Origin of the sequence: Streptomyces guryensis, assembly GCF_021261325.1 — a bacterium.
GTDB classification, from domain to species: domain Bacteria; phylum Actinomycetota; class Actinomycetes; order Streptomycetales; family Streptomycetaceae; genus Streptomyces; species Streptomyces guryensis.
Map to the genome: position 1 here is coordinate 76,745 of NZ_JAJSBI010000024.1, position 16,124 is coordinate 92,868.

Consider the following 16,124-nt stretch of genomic DNA (forward strand, 5'->3'; position numbering starts at 1 on the left):
GCCCTTCGTCGGATCGGGGCCTCGGGAGGCCTCCTGACACCGATGAAGTTACGGGGCGTTCAGGTCAGGTTCTGTCCTCGATCGAGAGGGGGCGGCGGTCAGAACGGGAACCCGCTCCGCCCGTGCTGCACCGAGATCCACTTCAGCGTGGTGAAGGAGTCGACGGTCGTCTCGCCGTTCAGTCGGCCGAGGCCGGAGCTCTTCTCTCCGCCGAAGGGGACGAGGGGCTCGTCGTGGACGGTGCCGTCGTTCACATGGAACATGCCGGTGTCGATCTGCTTGGCGAAGGAGACGCCCCGCTCGATGTCGCCCGTGTGGACGGCGCCGCTCAGGCCGTACGACGTGTCGTTGACGAGGCGTACGGCCTCCTCCTCGCCGTCGAAGGGGATGAGGAAGGCGACCGGGCCGAAGACCTCCTGCCGCAGCAGGGCCGAGTCTGCGGGGACCCCGGTGAGGACGGAGGGCCGGACCAGGTTCTCGGTGGTCGTGCCGTGTACCAGGGCGGTCGCGCCCTCGGCGATGGCCTGCTCGACGGTGGCCGAAAGGGAGTCCGCCTGCGAGGAGTTGATCACCGGGCCGATGACGGTCCCCGGGTCTCTCGGGTCGCCGACCTTCAGGGTCCTGACCTTGGCGACGAACTTCTCCGTGAACTCGTCGGCGATCGTACGGTCGACCAGAACACGGTTGGCGGCCATGCAGACCTGGCCCTGGTGGACGTACCGGCTGAAGACCGCGGCGTCGACCGCGTAGTCGATGTCGGCGTCGTCGAGGACCACGATCGCGCTGTTGCCGCCGAGTTCGAGGACCGAGCGCTTGAAGTGCGAGGCGCAGACGGTGGCCACATGGCGGCCGACCTTGTCGGAGCCGGTGAAGGAGATGACCTTGGGGACCGGGTGCTCGATGAAGGCGTCGCCGATCTCGGCGATGTCCGTGATGACGACGTTGAGCAGACCGCCGGGCAGTCCGGCGTCCTCGAAGATCTTCGCGACCAGGGAGCCGCCGGTGATCGGGGTGTTCTGGTGCGGCTTCAGCACCACACCGTTGCCCAGCGCGAGGGCCGGGGCGACCGACTTGATGGAGAGCAGGAAGGGGAAGTTGAAGGGGCTGATGACGCCCACGACGCCGACCGGAACGCGGTAGAGGCGGTTCTCCTTGCCGTCCACCGGCGACGGAAGGATCTTGCCCTCGGGGCGCAGCGCCCACTGGATCGACTCGCGCAGGAACTCCTTGGCGAGATGGAGCTCGAAGCCGGCCTTCAGGTAGGTGCCGCCGAGCTCGGCGATGATCACCTCGGTGATCTCCTGCTCGCGCTCCTCGATCAGCCGGAGGGCCTTCTCCAGGACCGCCCGGCGCGCGTACGGATTGGTGGCGGCCCACTGCTTCTGGGCACCGGCCGCCGCCCGGTACGCCTCGTCGACCTCGTCGACCGTGGCTATGGTGATCGACGCCAGCTTCTCGCCGTCGTACGGGTTGAAGTCGATGATGTCCCAGGAGCCGGTGCCCGGGCGCCACTCACCGTCGATGTACTGCTGGGCCAGGTCGGTGAAGTAGGACGACGACATGTGATCCCCAAATCACTAGCAGACACACGATCAACGTGACGGTCTGATCACACGTCATCGTACGGGCGCGCCAGGAGAGTTGGGGACTCTGAGCGAACTTATGGGGAGAACCCTAGGAGAGTTGAAGGAGACCGCGCAGAAGATCGCGGCTTTCGTCCGGTCCGGGGCTGTCCTGCTGGAGTTCCTTGAGCGCCCTCTCGTACTGGATGACGTCCTCGTGCTTGTCCAGGTAGAGAGCGCTGGTGAGCTGCTCCAGATAGACGACGTCCGACAGGTCGGACTCCGAGAAGCTGAGGATCGTGAACGCGCCGCTCTCGCCCGAGTGACCACCGAAGCTGAACGGCATGATCTGCAGCCGCACGTTGGGGCGTTCGGAGACCGCGATCAGATGCTGGAGCTGGCCCCGCATCACCTCGCGGTCGCCGTAGGGGCGGCGCAGCGCGGCCTCGTCCAGGACGATGTGGAAGTCGGGGCCGCCCGCGGAGACGAGGTGCTTCTGCCGCTCCAGACGCAGCTCCACGCGTTTGTCGATGTCGGCCTTGCTCGCACCCTTCATACCGCGCCGTACGACTGCACGTGCGTACGCCTCGGTCTGCAGCAGGCCGTGCACGAACTGCACCTCGTACGCCCGGATCAGGTGCGCCGCGCCCTCCAGGCCCACATAGGTGGGGAACCAGGTCGGCAGGACGTCCGAGTAACTGTGCCACCAGCCCGCGACGTTGGCCTCCCGGGCGAGGGAGAGCAGCGAGGTGCGCTCCTGCTCGTCCGTGATGCCGTACAGAGTCAACAGGTCCTCGACATCACGTGTCTTGAAGCTCACCCGGCCCAACTCCATGCGGCTGATCTTCGATTCGGAGGCGCGGATCGAGTAGCCCGCCGCCTCGCGCGTGATGCCGCGCGCCTCACGCAGTCGCCTGAGTTGCGAGCCGAGCAGCATGCGCCGCACCACCGATCCGGGCTCTCCCACGCTCACGTTCGCCAGCCTCCCCAACGCCTTCAGGGGCCGAAGTCTGCCACTAAATCACTCCGAGCAGTACTCGTCCGATTACAGAGAAGCAAAGAACCCAAAGATTCTGCACAGGAAGGGGGAAGGAGTTGGCAAGCAGTGGGAGAGAAGATGGCGGAAAAAATGGCCAACAAGCGGTACGGGAGGGTCCAATTCGGTCGCGTGCACGTGCATCTGCACCTTGCATCTGCACCGCGCATCCAAGACCATGGTCTCGCGCAACCGCTGCATCGCAACGACCGCGAATTCCTCGGGAGTGCCTCGCATGGGGACGAATGGATCGACCATGCTCGAGCCGTTACGGCAGGGCCTTCCGCCGCTGGATCCCGCGGCCGTGTCCAACGCCGCCTCCTGCGCTCTGCCCGCCCGCTACGAAGCGGTGCGCGAGGCAAGGCGGTTCACCCGCAGAACGCTCGACCAGTGGGACATCGGCGATCGCTTCGACGACGTCTGCCTGGTGGTGTCCGAGCTGGTCACCAACTCGCTGCGGCACGGCCTGCCGACCGGCAGCCTGTGCACCGCGGAGCAGACCCCGCCCGTGCGGCTGCACCTGATGCGCTGGACGGAGCGGCTGGTGTGCGCGGTGCGCGACCCGAGCCACGCGACCCCGGCACCGCGCGAGGCGGACGACTTCTCGGCGGAGTCGGGCCGCGGCCTGTTCCTCGTCGACTCCTTCGCCGACAGCTGGGGCTGGCACCCGATGGCGGGCACGCTCGGCGGCAAGGTCGTCTGGGCGCTGTTCCAGCTGCCGCACCCACCCCGGCCGTCGACCGCCGAATAGCGCACCCCGGCGCCGTCCGACGCCGGGGTTCTACGCGCGTTACTGCACGCAAGGCACTGATTGCCCCGATTTGAACCCCGGGGCGACCGGGCGTCAGCCCACTATCAGGTGGTCGAACTCGCCGTCCTTGATGCCCAGCAGCATCGCCTCGATCTCCGCACGCGTGTAGACGAGCGCCGGACCTTCGGGGAAGCGCGAGTTGCGGACGGCCACGTCCCCGCCGGGCAGCCGGGCGAACTCCACGCAGGAGCCCTGCGAGTTGCTGTGCCGGCTCTTCTGCCAGGCCACCCCGTTCAACTCCGTGGCTGCCATGCCGTTGTACACGTCGTGGTCCACAGGTCGCTCCCGGTGGTGCGGTGGCTTTGGGGCCAGTGATGCAGTGGTCAACTGGTCCGGATCATAGCTGTGTTCACGTGCGGATGCATGAGCAGATGCACGTGCACGCGGGGTGGTTCTGTGGTTACAGGTGTGACGTACGGGGTGCTGCATCCGTTCCAGCGGATGCCCGAGGGTCCATACAGCGTGCGTCGGGTCGAACCCCACGCACTGGAAGAGACGCGTACCGCGGCCTTCTTGTTCCAACCTCCAACCAACCGGCCTGTGGGGGAAGCCTCAGCGGCCCGTGTACGGCAGGAGTGCCATCTCCCGGGCGTTCTTGATCGCTCGAGCGAGCAGCCGCTGCTGCTGGGCCGTGACGCGGGTGACCCGGCGGCTGCGGATCTTGCCTCGCTCGGAGATGAACTTCCGCAGCAGATCGGTGTCCTTGCGGACCTCCCGCCGTTTCGACCCCAACATCCAGAGCAAGCGGTACCGGCTGCCGGGCGAGGGCCGGTACGTACGGCTGCGGCTGAGCACGAAGGGGATCAGGGCCGTCGACGCGATCGGCGTCGAGGCGGCCGTGGCGCGGATCCGTGCCCGGGGGGTGCGGGTCTGATGGCGAAGCAGAGCAAGATCGCGAAGAACGAGCGGCGCAGGCGATCGTCGCCCGGTACGCCGAGCGGCGCGCCGAGCTGAAGGAGATCATCCGGCGGCCGTCGTCGACGGAGGCGGAACGGATCGCCGCCCGGCGGGAGTTGCGGCGCCAGCCTCGCGACGCGAGCGCGACGCGCGTACGCAACCGGGACCAGGTGGACGGGCGGCCGCGAGGGTACTTCCGGGCGTTCGGGCTGTCGCGGGTCTCGCTGCGGGGGCAGGCGCATGCCGGTTACCTGCCGGGGGTGCGCAAGTCGTCCTGGTGAGCGCGGGTGGGTCCGGTGAATCTCACAGCCGCTCCTCATGGGGTGGACGGCCGTCCCTGGTAGCTTGCTGCGGGCGCTCGGGCCGTACCGGCCCGGCCCACCGGCTACGGCTTGCCACTGCTCGTTGCTACTGCTTGGGAGCTACCAGTGACTTCGGCGTCCTTCATGCGTCCGGCCCGCACGATGTCTCGCCGGCACCTGCGGATCGCGGCCGCCGCCGCGGGGCTGGCGGGCGCGCTCGTGCTCACCGCGTGCAGCAGCGGCGACTCCAAGGACGGCTCCTCGTCCAGCCCCGCCGCCTCCAGCGCGGGCACGGGCGGCGGCAACGGCGGGACGACGAGCGCGTCCGACAGCCTGCAGGGCAGCTGGCTCGCCACGACCGGCGGCAAGGCCGTCGCCCTGGTGATCAACGGCAAGCAGGCCGGGCTCTTCTCGACCGGCGGGGCCGTGTGCAGCGGGACCGCGGGCAAGGAGGCCGGGATGCAGATGATCCACCTCACCTGCACGAAGGGCGGCAAGGAGCGGGCGACGGGGATGGTCGACTCCGTGTCCAGGAACTCGCTGAAGATCACCTGGTCGGGCAGTGCCGGCAAGGAGACGTACACCAAGTCGGAGGGCGGGACCCTGCCGTCGGGGCTGCCGACAGCGGGCCTCGGTCAGTAGTCCGAGGGCAGGGCGGGCAACCGCCGCACGGGTTCGTGCGTGATGATCGATGCACGCCAGCACCGGCATCACGCCGCCGAGCACCAGCAGAGCACCAGAGGATCCACATGCGCGCCACCCAGATCGCCGTCGCCGCTCTCGCCGCGGCGCTCCTGCTGACCGCCTGCGACAGCGGCGGCGGTGACAGCGGCTCCACGAACAAGAACAAGGCCGGCGGCGGCTGCACGCTCGACACCGTCGGCGTGCAGGTCGCGGCGAGCGCCGCCCCGTCCGCCGGGGACTCCGGCAACGTCACCGTCACGCTCACCAACCGCGGCGCCAAGTGCACCCTGAACGGGTTCCCGGGCGTCGCCCTGCAGGCGGGCGGCGCGTCGGACGCCGTCCCCGCCGACAAGGCCGCGAAGGCCCAGAAGCTCGACCTCGCCAAGGGGGCGACGGCCTCCTTCACGATCAGCTACGTCCGGGGCAAGGCGGGCGGTCAGAAGAGCCTTCCGGTGAAGACGGCGAAGTTCACCCTGCCCGGGGCGACCGCCGGTCACAGCTTCACGTGGTCGTACGGCGAAGTCGCCCTCAAGGGCGGCGCGGGCGGGCCGAACGCTTCGGTGAGTCCGTTCCAGCAGGCCGGCGACTGACGCTCCGCGGGATGTGCCGCGAAGGGTGGTCGAACGTCTGCGGCCGTCGTGGCTTGTCGCGCCCGCGTGGCGGAGCCGCACATCGACGGAGCGCGCTCCCCTGATGGGGCGCTGCCCCTGGCATCGGGACGCCTCACGGAAGCCGCGGCCGGGTCCCCACCCGGGCGCGGTCCGCTGCCCGGGCTCCCTCCGTCCAGCCCGCCTCGTCGGTCACGCCGCGCAGGCGGGTCGTGGTCGTGTCGGGGAACATGCGGTCCGTGTGGGTCGTGACCGCGACCTCTCGGGAGGCCAGGACCGGGAGCAGGTCGTCGGTCACCTGTGTCTCGGCGGCCGCCGCGAGGCGCGTGCCTATCCGGTGGGCGTAGGCCGCGAGGAAGGACTGGCGGAAGGTCTTGGTGCGCTTGCGGCCGCCCGCGCGCTGGGCGGTCTCCGCCTTCGTCATCGCCGTCGTGGCCTGCACGAGGAGCGAGGTGTGGAGGAGCTCGACGGCTTCCAGGTCGGCCTCGAAGCCGACGACGGTCGAGAAGCCCAGCGGCTCGTTCCACACGGCCCGGCAGTGGTTCGCGGTGGCGACCGCGTCCAGCAGCACGGCCTTGGCCTGCTCGTACGGTGCCTCCACGCCGATACGGCAGGCGCCGGGGGCGTCGGGGGACGGCGCCCGGGCCGCGAGCAGCGCCTCGTCGATGCTGTGCCGGGCCATCAGCTCCTGCGCCTTGGCGGACAGCGCCTCCGCCTCGTCGGGGAACCCGGTCGCCTCCGCCTTGGCGAGCAGCGCGCGGATACGGGTGAGCATGCGCGAGCCGGATCTCGGGTCGGCTCCGGAGCCGGAATCGGGCCGCCGGATGGGCTCGTCGAGGGGGTCGAGGGTCGGCAGGCGCAGCAGCAGGCGGTACAGCTCCAGGACGGCGGTCGCGTGCGAGAAGCGGTCGGGGCGGGGTGCTGTGCCGGTGGCCTCGGCCGCTTCGGCCGCCTCGGCGGTGAGCTCGGCCAGCTGCGCGGTCCAGCGGGGGCCGCGCGGGCCGTCGTACGGCGTCTGCGCCCGGATCAGCGCCGCCGCCAGGCGTACGTGTACGTCGTCCAGCTCGCGTCGCACGATCCGGACGACGTCGGCGGGCTGCCAGCCGCGCCGCCAGGCCGTCGCCACGAACTCCTGGCCGCGGCGCGCGAGTTCGGCGTCCGCCGCCGGGTCCGCGGCCAGCAGGGACGCGCCCGTGTCGAGGGCGGTGTCGGTCTCGGCGTAAAGGGCGGCCTGGAAGGCGCGTTCGACGGTGCTGGACGTAGTGCTGCTCACTCGTCGATCGTGCCACGCGGCACTGACAGTCGGGTCAGCCGCGGATCGGAGCCTGCGTACGAGCACGGGTCGGATCAGCACGCGTCGTCATGGGAGCCCCGCCGGCGGTCCCCCCTGCCCGACGGGGACGTCCCCGGCCTGGGTTCAGGCACCGGCCCCGAGGGCCAGCGCGCGGTCGAGGGCGTCGGAGGCCGGGCAGGGGATGTCCGGGAGGACGCCGATGCCTTCCCAGTTGGTGCCGGAGACCGGGTTGACCGCACGGGCGACCGGAATGGTGGCCTCCAGGTTCGGGTGGACCGTCCAGCCCTCGCGCGGGTGGGCGCCGCCGCGGGTGGTCTCCCCCACGACGGTCGCGCGGCCCAGCTGCTGGAGGTCGTAGGCCAGTTCCTCGGCAGCCGAGAAGGTGCGGGGACCGGTGAGGACGTGGACCGGCTTGGTGCCGCCGAAGCGGGCGCCGGGGACGTGCGGCAGGGTCCAGGACTGGTCGTGGCGGTCGCCCACGCGCGCGTACATGGTGTTGAGGTGGGTGCGCTCGTCCAGGAGGTAGCTGCAGACGAAGGCGACCGTGTCCGGGTCGCCGCCGCCGTTGCCCCGCAGGTCCAGGATGAGCGCTTCGGCTCGGGCGACCAGGGTGAGCGCGGCGGCCAGCGGCTCGGCCGACCAGGGCAGCGGGAAGAGGAAGGGGCCCAGTTCGAGGAGCGCAGTGCCGCCCGCCAGCAGCTCGACCCGGGGCACGCCGCCCAGGGAGGCCTCGAACTCGCGGCGCATCGCGGCCGCCGCGGCCTCGCCCTGGCCCTGCGGCACCTGCTCGGGGTGGTACTTGAGGCGCAGGTGCGGATCGCCGTTGACGGACTGCAGATCCGCGGTGACCAGGTCGCCGAGCTCCTCCGCGCTCCCCACGTCGTACGCCCCCTCCGCCAGGCGCCGGCGCAGCAGCACGGCCAGCTGCTCGGCGGCCTCGGGGAAGACGTAGTGCTCGGTGAGGAGCCGGGCCGTCTCGTCGACGACCGCGGGAACGTCGGTCACGGGGACCGGAGTCGGGGCAGCGGCAGGAGCCGAGGAGGAACTCGTCGTCAGCGTGGTCGTGGTCATGGCAGGTGAGTCAATCACCGTCCCCAGACGCCTCACATGGGGTTTCCCAGGACTCGTCTCACCCATCGAAATTCGTTCGCTTCTCTCCTCTGACGGTTCAAGCATGGACAGATGGTGGACATGTCTTCGTATGCGGCATTCCTTGTCGCCGCCTTCGTGCTCTGCGTCACTCCCGGCCCCGACATGATGTTCATCGTGGCGATGGGCGGACGGGGTGGGCCCAGGACCGGGGTGCTGGCCGCGTTCGGCGTGGCCTGCGCGATGTTCGTGCACACGGTCGCCGCGGCGCTCGGTCTGTCGGCGCTGTTCCTGGCCCTGCCGACGCTGTATCACGCGCTGCGCTGGGCGGGCGCGGCCTATCTGCTGTACCTCGCGGTCAAGGCCTTCCGGGACCGGGCGGTACCGGTCGAGGAGGGTGCGGCGGCGGGGCCCGGGCGGCGGCGCGCCTTCTGGCAGGGTGCGGTCACCAATCTGCTCAACCCCAAGGTGATCCTCTTCAACGTCGCCTTCCTGCCGCAGTTCGTGAACCCCGGACTGGGGCACGTGGGCGAGCAGTTCCTGGTCTTCGGGCTGACGATCACCGTGATGGGGTTCGGCGTGGACGGCTCGATCGGACTGCTCTCCGGCAAGCTCTCCTCGCTGCTGCGCCGGAGCCGGCGGGTGGCGCGCGGGCTGGACATCTTCAGCGGGACGGTGTTCACGGGGCTGGCGGTGCGGCTGGCGGCGTCACCGAAATAGGCACGCCGCGTGACGGCCCCCAAGTGTCAACCCGAGGTTGACACGCACCTCATGTCAACCTACGGTTGACACATGTCGACGAACCCGAACTTCACGCCATCCGTGCGTCTCGACGAACTCATCGCGGCCATCAAGAAGGTCCACGCCGAACCTCTGGAACAGCTCCAGGACGCGGTGATCGCGGCCGACCACCTCGGCGAGGTGGCGGACCATCTGATCGGTCACTTCGTGGACCAGGCGCGCCGCTCGGGCGCCTCCTGGACGGACATCGGCAAGAGCATGGGGGTCACCCGGCAGGCGGCGCAGAAGCGCTTCGTGCCCAAGGAGTCCACCGACCTGGACCCGAACCAGGGCTTCGGCCGTTACACCCCGCGCGCCCGCAACGTGGTGATGGCCGCCCACAACGAGGCGCTCGCGGCCCGCAACACCGAGGGCCGCCCCGAGCACCTGGTCCTCGGCCTGCTGGCCGAACCGGACGGCCTCGCGGCCAAGGCGATCACGGCTCAGGGCATCCCCCTCGACACCGTGCGCCAGGCGGCGGCCGCCGCCCTCCCGCCCGCCGCCGACGAGGTCCCGGAGCTCGTCCCCTACGGCTCCGACGCCAAGAAGGTCCTGGAGCTCACCTTCCGCGAGGCCCTCCGCCTCGGCCACAACTACATCGGCACCGAGCACATCCTGCTGGCCCTGCTGGAGTTCGAGAACGGCGAGGGAGTGCTGGCCGGCCTCGGCCTCGACAAGGCGACGGTGGAGGCCGAGCTCGCCAAGGCGCTCGCGCAGTACCTGCAGGTGCCCCGCGAGGAGGGCTGACGGCCTTGCGGGAGGCCACTGTCAGACCCCCCTGCCACACTCGCAACCATGACCGACCGCTGGGCGCTCGCTCCGGCCGAGGACGGTGGCGTGGAGACCGCCCCCCTCGGTCCGGACGGGCTGCTCGCCGGGCCGGTCCTGTGGGAGCCCGACCTCGCCACGGCCGTGCGGGGGCGGCCCGAGGTCGCGCGGTGGGTGTGGCGGTCCACGGCCGAGGTGTATCCGCGTCTGCTCGCCACGGGGGTGCGAGTGGAGCGGTGCTACGACATCGAGGACGCCGAGACCCTCCTGCTGGGCCACGAGGGGCGGTACGGCGAGCCCCGTTCGGCGGCCGCTGCTCTGGCCCGGCTCCGCGGCGGCCCCGTACCGCCCGACCCGCCCCTGCGCTCCGCCGAACCCGGCGCCCAGTCCCCGCTGTTCGAACCGCAGACCGTCCCCCTGCCGCTGCCCGACCTCGTCGAGGTCTATGCCGAGCAGCAGCGCCGGCACGACGCCACCGCGCACCCCGACCGGATGCGGCTGCTGACCGCGGCCGAGTCGGCGGGGATGCTGGTGGCCACCGAGATGAACCGCGCGGGGCTGCCCTGGAGCGCCGAGGTACACCGCCGGGTGCTGCACGAACTGCTCGGCGAGCGGTATGCGGGCGGTGGCGAGCCCCGCCGTCTCGCCGAACTCGCGGACGAGGTGTCCGCCGCGTTCGGGCGGCGCGTCCGGCCCGATCTGCCCGCGGACGTCATCAAGGCCTTCGCACAGGCCGGCATCAAGGTGAAGTCCACCCGGCGCTGGGAGATCGAGTCCGTCGACCATCCGGCCGTGAAGCCGCTGGTCGAGTACAAGAAGCTGTACCGCATCTGGGTCGCCCACGGCTGGTCCTGGCTGCAGGACTGGGTGCGTGACGGGCGGTTCCGGCCCGAGTTCCTCGCGGGCGGGACCGTCACCGGCAGATGGGTCACCCACGGCGGCGGCGCCCTCCAGATCCCCAAGGTGATCCGGCGTGCCGTCGTCGCCGACCCCGGCTGGCGGCTCGTCGTCGCGGACGCCGACCAGATGGAGCCGCGGGTGCTGGCCGCCATCTCCCGCGACCCGGGGCTGATGGAGGTGGCCGGGCGCGAGAGCGACCTCTACCAGTCCGTCTCCGACCGGGCCTTCTCCGGCGACCGCGCCCAGGCCAAGCTCGCGGTCCTCGGCGCGGTCTACGGCCAGACCTCCGGCGACGGCCTGAAGAACCTCGCCGCGCTCAGACGCCGCTTCCCCAAGGCGGTCGCGTACGTCGACGACGCGGCGCGCGCGGGTGAGGAGGGGCGGCTCGTACGGACCTGGCTGGGGCGGACCTGTCCCCCGGCGGCGGGGACCGGCGGGGACGCCACGGAGGAGGCGGGCCTTCCGCAGGACGAACCGGCCGAGACCCCCGTCGGGGCGGAGTGGGCGCCGGGTTACGCCTCCACCAACACCCGGGCCCGCGGCCGCTTCGCCCGCAACTTCGTCGTCCAGGGGAGCGCCGCCGACTGGGCCCTGCTGATGCTCGCCGCACTGCGGCAGACCTGCGCCGCCATGGCGGCCGAGCTGGTCTTCTTCCAGCACGACGAAGTGATCGTGCACTGTCCCGAGCGGGAGGCGGAAGCTGTGGTGACGGCGATCCGGGAGGCGGCTGAGCTGGCGGGACGGCTGACGTTCGGGGAGACGCCGGTGCGGTTTCCGTTCACCACGGCGGTGGTGGAGTGTTATGCGGATGCGAAGTGAGCGGTGACCGGTGCTGGTGCTGGGGGGAGGGGGGGTTCGCTTGCCCGCGCCTGCGGAGTGCCGCCTGCGCCCACCCGTGCCGCCCTAGGCGGCACGATTGCCCGCAGCTACGTCAGGCACGGCCGACCGCTCGGATGGGAACCGCCCCCACCGCACGACTGCCCCTGGCTACGGCAGGCACGGCCGACCCCTCGGAGGGGAACCGCCCCCACCGCACGACTGCCCCTGGCTACGGCGGCGTCTCGGCCAGCAGTTCCCTCAGCTCGGCCACCACCGCCTTCTCGTCTGTGCCGTCCAGTGCGTCGAGTGCCGCGCGCCACTGGTCGTACGCCCTCCCGGCGCGGCCCCGCTCCCGCAGCAGGAGGCCGTGCTGGTGGCGGGCGAGACCGCCCGTGTAGCGGTCGGCGCGGGCGTCCGCGCGGCGGAGCAGCTCGGCGCACTCGGCGCCGGCCCGTTCCGTACGGCCGAGCAGCCGCAGTGCCCGCACCAGCCCGAGCCGGGTCTGGGACTCGCCGTGCCAGTCGCCGTGGCCGCCGAGGATGCGCAGGCTCTCCTCGAAGTGCGGTACGGCGGCGGCCGGTTCACCGAGGGTGAGGTGGGCGTAGCCGATGTTGCAGTGCGCGGAGTGCTGCACGATGACGGCGCCGATCTCGTCGCCGATGGCGAGCGACCGCCGGTGCTGCTCGATCGCGGCCCGCGGGTCGGTGTGCTCGTACAGGTTGCCGAGGTGGCTGTGGGTCACGGCCTCGCCGTGGGGGTCGTTCAGCTGTCGCGAGTACTCCAGGCTCTGGCGCAGGGCGCGGCCGGACTCCTCGTAGCGGCCGAGCCCTTCGAGCAGCAGGCCGCGGTTGTTGAGGCAGCGGCGTATCCAGGAGGTGTGGTCGAGCCGCCGCCAGATCGTCAGCGCCAGGTCACTGAGGGCGAGGGCCTCGCTCTGCCGACCGGTCAGGAAGTGCAGCCCGGCGAGGTCGCCCAGCGCGTACGCCTCGGCGGCCTCGTCACCGAGCCGCCGGGCAAGGCGCAGCGCGGCCCTGCCGAGCACCTCCATCTCGGCGACGCGGCCACTGCGCAGCACATACGGGAAGAAGAGGCGGATCAGCGTCGAGAGGCGGGCGGCTTGGAGGGCCTGTGCGTCGGAGTCGGAGCGCGGGTGGGAGTCGTCGGCGTACCGCTGGACCAGGGTGACGATGTTCACCAGTTCCGTGTCGCCCCAGGCGAAGGCCTGTCCGGCGGACTCGAAGGTGGGGAGGGCGGCGACGTGGGCCGCGTGGTCCGGCGGCTGGGCCGCGGTCGGGCGGCGGCGGTCGTCCCGGTCGAGGCCGGGTTCGACGATCGCGGTGAGACTGCGCTCGGCGACGGCCGCGTACCAGGGGAGGGCGGCGTCCAGGTCACTGGCGCCCCCGGCCAGTTCGCGGGCGAAGTCGCGAACCAGGTCGTGGGGGGCGTAGCGGCCGTACGCCGTCTCCTCCAGGAGGGCCACGTCGACGAGCCGGTCCAGCGCGGCCTCGGCGCGGTGCTCGTCGGTGCCGACCAGGTGGGCGAGGAGCGGGGCGCCGTACGCGGGCAGGTCGAGCGCGCCGATCCCGCGCAGCACGAGGGCGGCGTCCCGGTCGGCCTCGCGCTCCGAGGCGGCGAGCGCGTCGTGGGCGACGGCCAGGGAGCGGCGGACGCTCAGGTCGTCGTACTCCAGGTGGTGCAACCGGCCTTCCGTGGCGGCGAGTTGACCGGCGAGCACGTCCGGGGTGAGCGCCTGGCGCGCGGCCAGGCGGGCGGCGACGATGCGCAGCGCGAGCGGCAGGCGGCCGGTGAGTTCGACGAGGGGGTGGGCCGCGTCGAGGGCGTCGCGGCCGGAGACCGCTCGCAGCAGTTCGGCGCTCTCCTCGCCGCTCAGAGGGGTGAGCGGGAAGCGGCGGGCACCGTCGAGGGCGGTCAGCGGCGAACGGCTGGTGACGATCACGGCGCAGCCGGCGCCGGCCGGCAGCAGCGGGCGTACCTGAGCGGCGTGCGCGGCGCCGTCCAGGAGCAGCAGGGTGCGGGTCGGGGCGAGCAGGGAGCGCAGCAACGCGGCGGCCGCGTCCGGGAGTTCGGGGATGAGGCGGGGCTCGGTGCCCAGGTCCCGGAGCAGGGCGGCGAGGGCCTGGGCGGGCGGGAGGGGTGTCATGCCCGGGGTGGCGCCGTGCAGGTTGATGTACAGCTGACCGTCGGGGAAACGTTCCTTCAGAGTGTGGGCGACCTGTAGCGCGAGGGCGCTCTTTCCCACGCCTGCCATGCCGCTGATGACCGCCACCGCAGGCGTTCGACCGGGCTCAAGGGTGGTGCGGAGGTCGCCGAGCGTGGGCGTCCGGCCGGTGAAGTGGGCGGGCGGCGGGGGCAGTTGGGCAGGGCGGGGCGGCTGCGGAAGGGCAGGCGCGCAGTCGTCCGGGCCGCCGGACGCGGTGTCGTCCTCGCGGGGGGCGCCGGGGATCTGGGTGGTGGCGAGCACCTCGACGTGCGCCTCCTGCACCGCCTGGCCCGGTTCGACGCCCAGTTCCTCCACCAGGCGGGCGCGCAGATCCCGGTGGACGGCCAGCGCCTCGGCCTGGCGGCCGGTGCGGTGCAGGGTGAGCATCAGCTGGCGGTGGTACGCCTCCCGCAGCGGGTGCTCGGCGGTCAGTGCGGCCAACTCGGGCACGAGACCGTCCAGTCGGGCACCTTCGACGGCCAGCTCGGCGTCGTAGCGCCACTCCAGAAGCAGCAGCCGCGCCTCCTTCAGGCGCTGGACGAAGGCGTATCCGCCCAGTTCGGCGGGGAGCCCGCTGAGCGGGGTACCGCGCCACAGTGCCAGCGCGGACGTGCACTCGCGCACGACCCGCTCCCAGTTGCGGGCGGCGAACGCGCCGCGTGCCGTGGCGAGATGGCGCTCGAAGACATGGACGTCCAGTTCGCCCTGTTCGACCCGCAGCACATAACCGGGCGGCACCGCGCGCAGCCGCTCGGGGTCGTCGAGCAGCCTGCGCAGCCGGGCCACGTGGTTGTGCAGCGAGGCCTGTGCGGAGGCGGGCGGCGCCCCGCCCCACAGCGCGTCCTTGAGCGACTCGACGGAGACGACACGACCGCCTTCGAGGAGCAGGGCGGCGAGCAGGGTGCGGACCTTGGGGCTGCCGATGGCCTTGACGTCGACGTCACCGAAGGCATCCGCGCCGTCGCCGGAGGCATCCGACCCGCCGCCGAGGGCATCCGACCCGCCGCCGAAGGCACCGAAGTCGCCGGCCTCGCCCTGGACGTCGTAGAGAACCGGCGGCCCCAGCAGTCCGAACCGCAGCTCGCGCCGCCTCACGCCGCCCACTGCCTTCCTGTGTCCTTGGCGGGTTTCCGCCCTCGTCACGGCGATTTCCCGCCACCTGTGCCACGGCGGTCGCCGCCGGAATCCGTTACGGCGGCGGCCATCCGGCGACGCCGACCGGCGGCTTCGCGCCAGTCGGCCGAGGCCGGAACGGAGAACCGTTGGCCACATGTTAGCGATCCGTTGGTGCCACCTGATGTGATCACTTCATCGGATCTGGCCCGGGGGTGCGCGCGTAGAACGCGTAACTCGGGGGAGTGACGCCGCCGTGGCCGGATCCGTGGGACGCCAGAGGGTCCCGGCCGGCGGAGGTGAACGCCCGGGACCCTCGTCCCCTCCCCGGCTCTGTTCAGATGACGGGCGGCCGTCCCAGCCGCGAGAGCCGCCACACGGTCCGCCATCGCATGGGCCGCCGCTCGCCGGCCGGTTCTCGGAGGCCCTCCACGAACCCGCCGAACCAGGCACGCAGCCCGGCCCGCGACCGGGTCCGCACGAGGGTGAGCAGCGTCCAGATCGCCAGGTGCACGGGGATGAGCAGCAGCGGAAGGCGACGGCGGACGAGCCACACCCGGTTCCGGGCGTTCACCCGGTAGTAGATGGCGTGCCGGGCAGGCGAGGTCTTCGGATGCTGGAGCAGCAGTTCGGGCGCGTACAGGATCCGCCAGCCGGCGTCGGCGGCCCGCCAGGCCAGGTCGGTCTCCTCGTGGGCGAAGAAGAACTCGGCGGGCCAGTCGCCGATCTCGTCGAGCATGGCGGTCCTGAAGCCGTGCCCGCCGCCCAGGAACCCGGTGACGTAACCGCCCCGCATCGGGTCGGAGGCGCCGACCCGCGGCACGTGCCGCTGCTGTGTCTCGCCGTGCTCGTCCGCGATGCGGAAGCCGACGATCCCGAGCTTCGGGTCGGCTGCGAACAGGTCCCGTACCCGCCGCAGCACATCGGCGTCGACGAGCAGCCCGTCGTCGTCCAGTTCCACGACGACGTCGACGTCCCCGAACTCCCGCAGCCTGGCCAGCGCCTGGTTCCGGCCGCCCGGGCAGCCGAGGTTCTCGTCGAGTTCCAGGAGGGTGACCTCGCCGGGCAGCGCCAGTCGCTCACCGAAGTCCGGCAGCGGGCAGCCGTTGCCGACGATCACGATCCGCGTGGGCGCCAGGTCCTGCTTGGCCACCGACTCCAGCAGGGCGTCGACCTCGGCGGGCCTGTTTCCCATGGTCACCACGGCGACAGCGATCCGCAGCGCTCCCAGGTCCTGCAT

At 71.7% G+C, this 16,124-nt stretch carries 14 protein-coding genes and 2 pseudogenes; 8 read left to right on the forward strand and 8 right to left on the reverse strand.

Going from position 1 to position 16,124, the window contains the following annotated elements; all coding sequences use genetic code 11:
• Positions 1–98 precede the first annotated feature (98 nt).
• Both LJ657_RS35760 and LJ657_RS35765 read right to left on the reverse strand, forming a co-directional pair.
• The gene (locus LJ657_RS35760; protein ID WP_232653078.1) at positions 99–1,562 is read right to left on the reverse strand and encodes an aldehyde dehydrogenase family protein; all 1,464 of its coding nucleotides are present in this window, start codon (positions 1,560–1,562) and stop codon (positions 99–101) included.
• Between the two features lie 112 nt (positions 1,563–1,674).
• Positions 1,675–2,511 carry a Sco1979 family transcriptional regulator gene (locus tag LJ657_RS35765; protein ID WP_505016527.1) on the reverse strand — a complete coding sequence of 279 codons (837 nt, stop codon included), beginning with the start codon at positions 2,509–2,511 and terminating at the stop codon, positions 1,675–1,677.
• Positions 2,512–2,854: 343 nt separating this feature from the next.
• On the opposite strand from LJ657_RS35765, the gene LJ657_RS35770 reads away from it, so the two are divergent.
• A complete protein-coding gene (locus tag LJ657_RS35770) occupies positions 2,855–3,349 on the forward strand; it encodes an ATP-binding protein (RefSeq protein ID WP_232653079.1) in 495 nt (164 codons plus the stop codon).
• Positions 3,350–3,442: 93 nt separating this feature from the next.
• On the opposite strand, the gene LJ657_RS35775 is transcribed toward LJ657_RS35770, so the two are convergent.
• Both LJ657_RS35775 and rpsR read right to left on the reverse strand, forming a co-directional pair.
• The gene (locus tag LJ657_RS35775) at positions 3,443–3,661 is read right to left on the reverse strand and encodes a DUF397 domain-containing protein (protein WP_232653152.1); all 219 of its coding nucleotides are present in this window, start codon (positions 3,659–3,661) and stop codon (positions 3,443–3,445) included.
• Between the two features lie 300 nt (positions 3,662–3,961).
• Entirely contained in the window at positions 3,962–4,144 is a 183-nt protein-coding gene (rpsR, locus tag LJ657_RS35780) for a 30S ribosomal protein S18 (protein WP_232653080.1), read from the reverse strand.
• On the opposite strand from rpsR, the pseudogene LJ657_RS35785 reads away from it, so the two are divergent.
• The 4 genes and pseudogenes from LJ657_RS35785 to LJ657_RS35800 form a co-directional block, all read left to right on the forward strand.
• A pseudogene (locus LJ657_RS35785) lies at positions 4,116–4,283 on the forward strand (large ribosomal subunit protein bL28); the annotation flags it as partial. The gene rpsR and the pseudogene LJ657_RS35785 sit on opposite strands and share 29 nt — an antisense overlap.
• A pseudogene (rpsN, locus tag LJ657_RS35790) lies at positions 4,283–4,587 on the forward strand (30S ribosomal protein S14). The pseudogenes LJ657_RS35785 and rpsN, both read left to right, overlap by 1 nt.
• Before the next feature lie 147 nt (positions 4,588–4,734).
• Positions 4,735–5,250 carry a hypothetical protein gene (locus LJ657_RS35795; protein WP_232653081.1) on the forward strand — a complete coding sequence of 172 codons (516 nt, stop codon included), beginning with the start codon at positions 4,735–4,737 and terminating at the stop codon, positions 5,248–5,250.
• Positions 5,251–5,357: 107 nt separating this feature from the next.
• Positions 5,358–5,882: a DUF4232 domain-containing protein gene (locus LJ657_RS35800; protein WP_232653082.1), complete on the forward strand. Its 525-nt coding sequence runs from the start codon at positions 5,358–5,360 to the stop codon at positions 5,880–5,882.
• Between the two features lie 133 nt (positions 5,883–6,015).
• Here LJ657_RS35800 and LJ657_RS35805 read toward each other — a convergent pair whose 3' ends face one another.
• Both LJ657_RS35805 and LJ657_RS35810 read right to left on the reverse strand, forming a co-directional pair.
• Positions 6,016–7,173 carry a DUF2786 domain-containing protein gene (locus LJ657_RS35805; RefSeq protein WP_232653083.1) on the reverse strand — a complete coding sequence of 386 codons (1,158 nt, stop codon included), beginning with the start codon at positions 7,171–7,173 and terminating at the stop codon, positions 6,016–6,018.
• Positions 7,174–7,317: 144 nt separating this feature from the next.
• On the reverse strand, positions 7,318–8,265 hold the full coding sequence (locus LJ657_RS35810) for a S41 family peptidase (RefSeq protein WP_232653084.1): 948 nt from the start codon (positions 8,263–8,265) through the stop codon (positions 7,318–7,320).
• Between the two features lie 111 nt (positions 8,266–8,376).
• Here LJ657_RS35810 and LJ657_RS35815 point away from each other — a divergent pair, with 111 nt between their 5' ends.
• The 3 genes from LJ657_RS35815 (at position 8,377) to LJ657_RS35825 (ending at position 11,550) form a co-directional block, all read left to right on the forward strand.
• Positions 8,377–9,003, forward strand: a complete 627-nt coding sequence (locus tag LJ657_RS35815; RefSeq protein ID WP_232653085.1) for a LysE family translocator — start codon at positions 8,377–8,379, stop codon at positions 9,001–9,003.
• A 72-nt stretch (positions 9,004–9,075) separates the two neighbouring features.
• Entirely contained in the window at positions 9,076–9,810 is a 735-nt protein-coding gene (locus LJ657_RS35820; protein WP_232653086.1) for a Clp protease N-terminal domain-containing protein, read from the forward strand.
• A 48-nt stretch (positions 9,811–9,858) separates the two neighbouring features.
• Positions 9,859–11,550, forward strand: coding sequence for a bifunctional 3'-5' exonuclease/DNA polymerase (locus LJ657_RS35825; RefSeq protein ID WP_232653087.1), 1,692 nt, complete (start codon positions 9,859–9,861; stop codon positions 11,548–11,550).
• Positions 11,551–11,779: 229 nt separating this feature from the next.
• Here the strand turns inward: LJ657_RS35825 and LJ657_RS35830 are convergent, their stop codons facing one another.
• Both LJ657_RS35830 and LJ657_RS35835 read right to left on the reverse strand, forming a co-directional pair.
• The gene (locus LJ657_RS35830; RefSeq protein WP_372488016.1) at positions 11,780–14,875 is read right to left on the reverse strand and encodes an AfsR/SARP family transcriptional regulator; all 3,096 of its coding nucleotides are present in this window, start codon (positions 14,873–14,875) and stop codon (positions 11,780–11,782) included.
• 346 nt (positions 14,876–15,221) lie between these two features.
• On the reverse strand, positions 15,222–16,124 hold the full coding sequence (locus LJ657_RS35835; RefSeq protein ID WP_372488017.1) for a glycosyltransferase family 2 protein: 903 nt from the start codon (positions 16,122–16,124) through the stop codon (positions 15,222–15,224).

Excerpts from the sequence above, each read along its gene's own strand:
- LJ657_RS35760 (WP_232653078.1), bottom strand. The coding sequence starts at position 1,562 with ATGTCGTCGTCCTACTTCACCGACCTGGCCCAGCAGTACATCGACGGT.
- LJ657_RS35770 (WP_232653079.1), top strand. The coding sequence starts at position 2,855 with ATGCTCGAGCCGTTACGGCAGGGCCTTCCGCCGCTGGATCCCGCGGCC.
- LJ657_RS35775 (WP_232653152.1), bottom strand. The coding sequence starts at position 3,661 with ATGGCAGCCACGGAGTTGAACGGGGTGGCCTGGCAGAAGAGCCGGCAC.
- rpsR (WP_232653080.1), bottom strand. The coding sequence starts at position 4,144 with ATGTTGGGGTCGAAACGGCGGGAGGTCCGCAAGGACACCGATCTGCTG.
- LJ657_RS35800 (WP_232653082.1), top strand. The coding sequence starts at position 5,358 with ATGCGCGCCACCCAGATCGCCGTCGCCGCTCTCGCCGCGGCGCTCCTG.
- LJ657_RS35810 (WP_232653084.1), bottom strand. The coding sequence starts at position 8,265 with ATGACCACGACCACGCTGACGACGAGTTCCTCCTCGGCTCCTGCCGCT.
- LJ657_RS35815 (WP_232653085.1), top strand. The coding sequence starts at position 8,377 with ATGGTGGACATGTCTTCGTATGCGGCATTCCTTGTCGCCGCCTTCGTG.
- LJ657_RS35820 (WP_232653086.1), top strand. The coding sequence starts at position 9,076 with ATGTCGACGAACCCGAACTTCACGCCATCCGTGCGTCTCGACGAACTC.
- LJ657_RS35825 (WP_232653087.1), top strand. The coding sequence starts at position 9,859 with ATGACCGACCGCTGGGCGCTCGCTCCGGCCGAGGACGGTGGCGTGGAG.
- LJ657_RS35835 (WP_372488017.1), bottom strand. The coding sequence starts at position 16,124 with ATGCAGGACCTGGGAGCGCTGCGGATCGCTGTCGCCGTGGTGACCATG.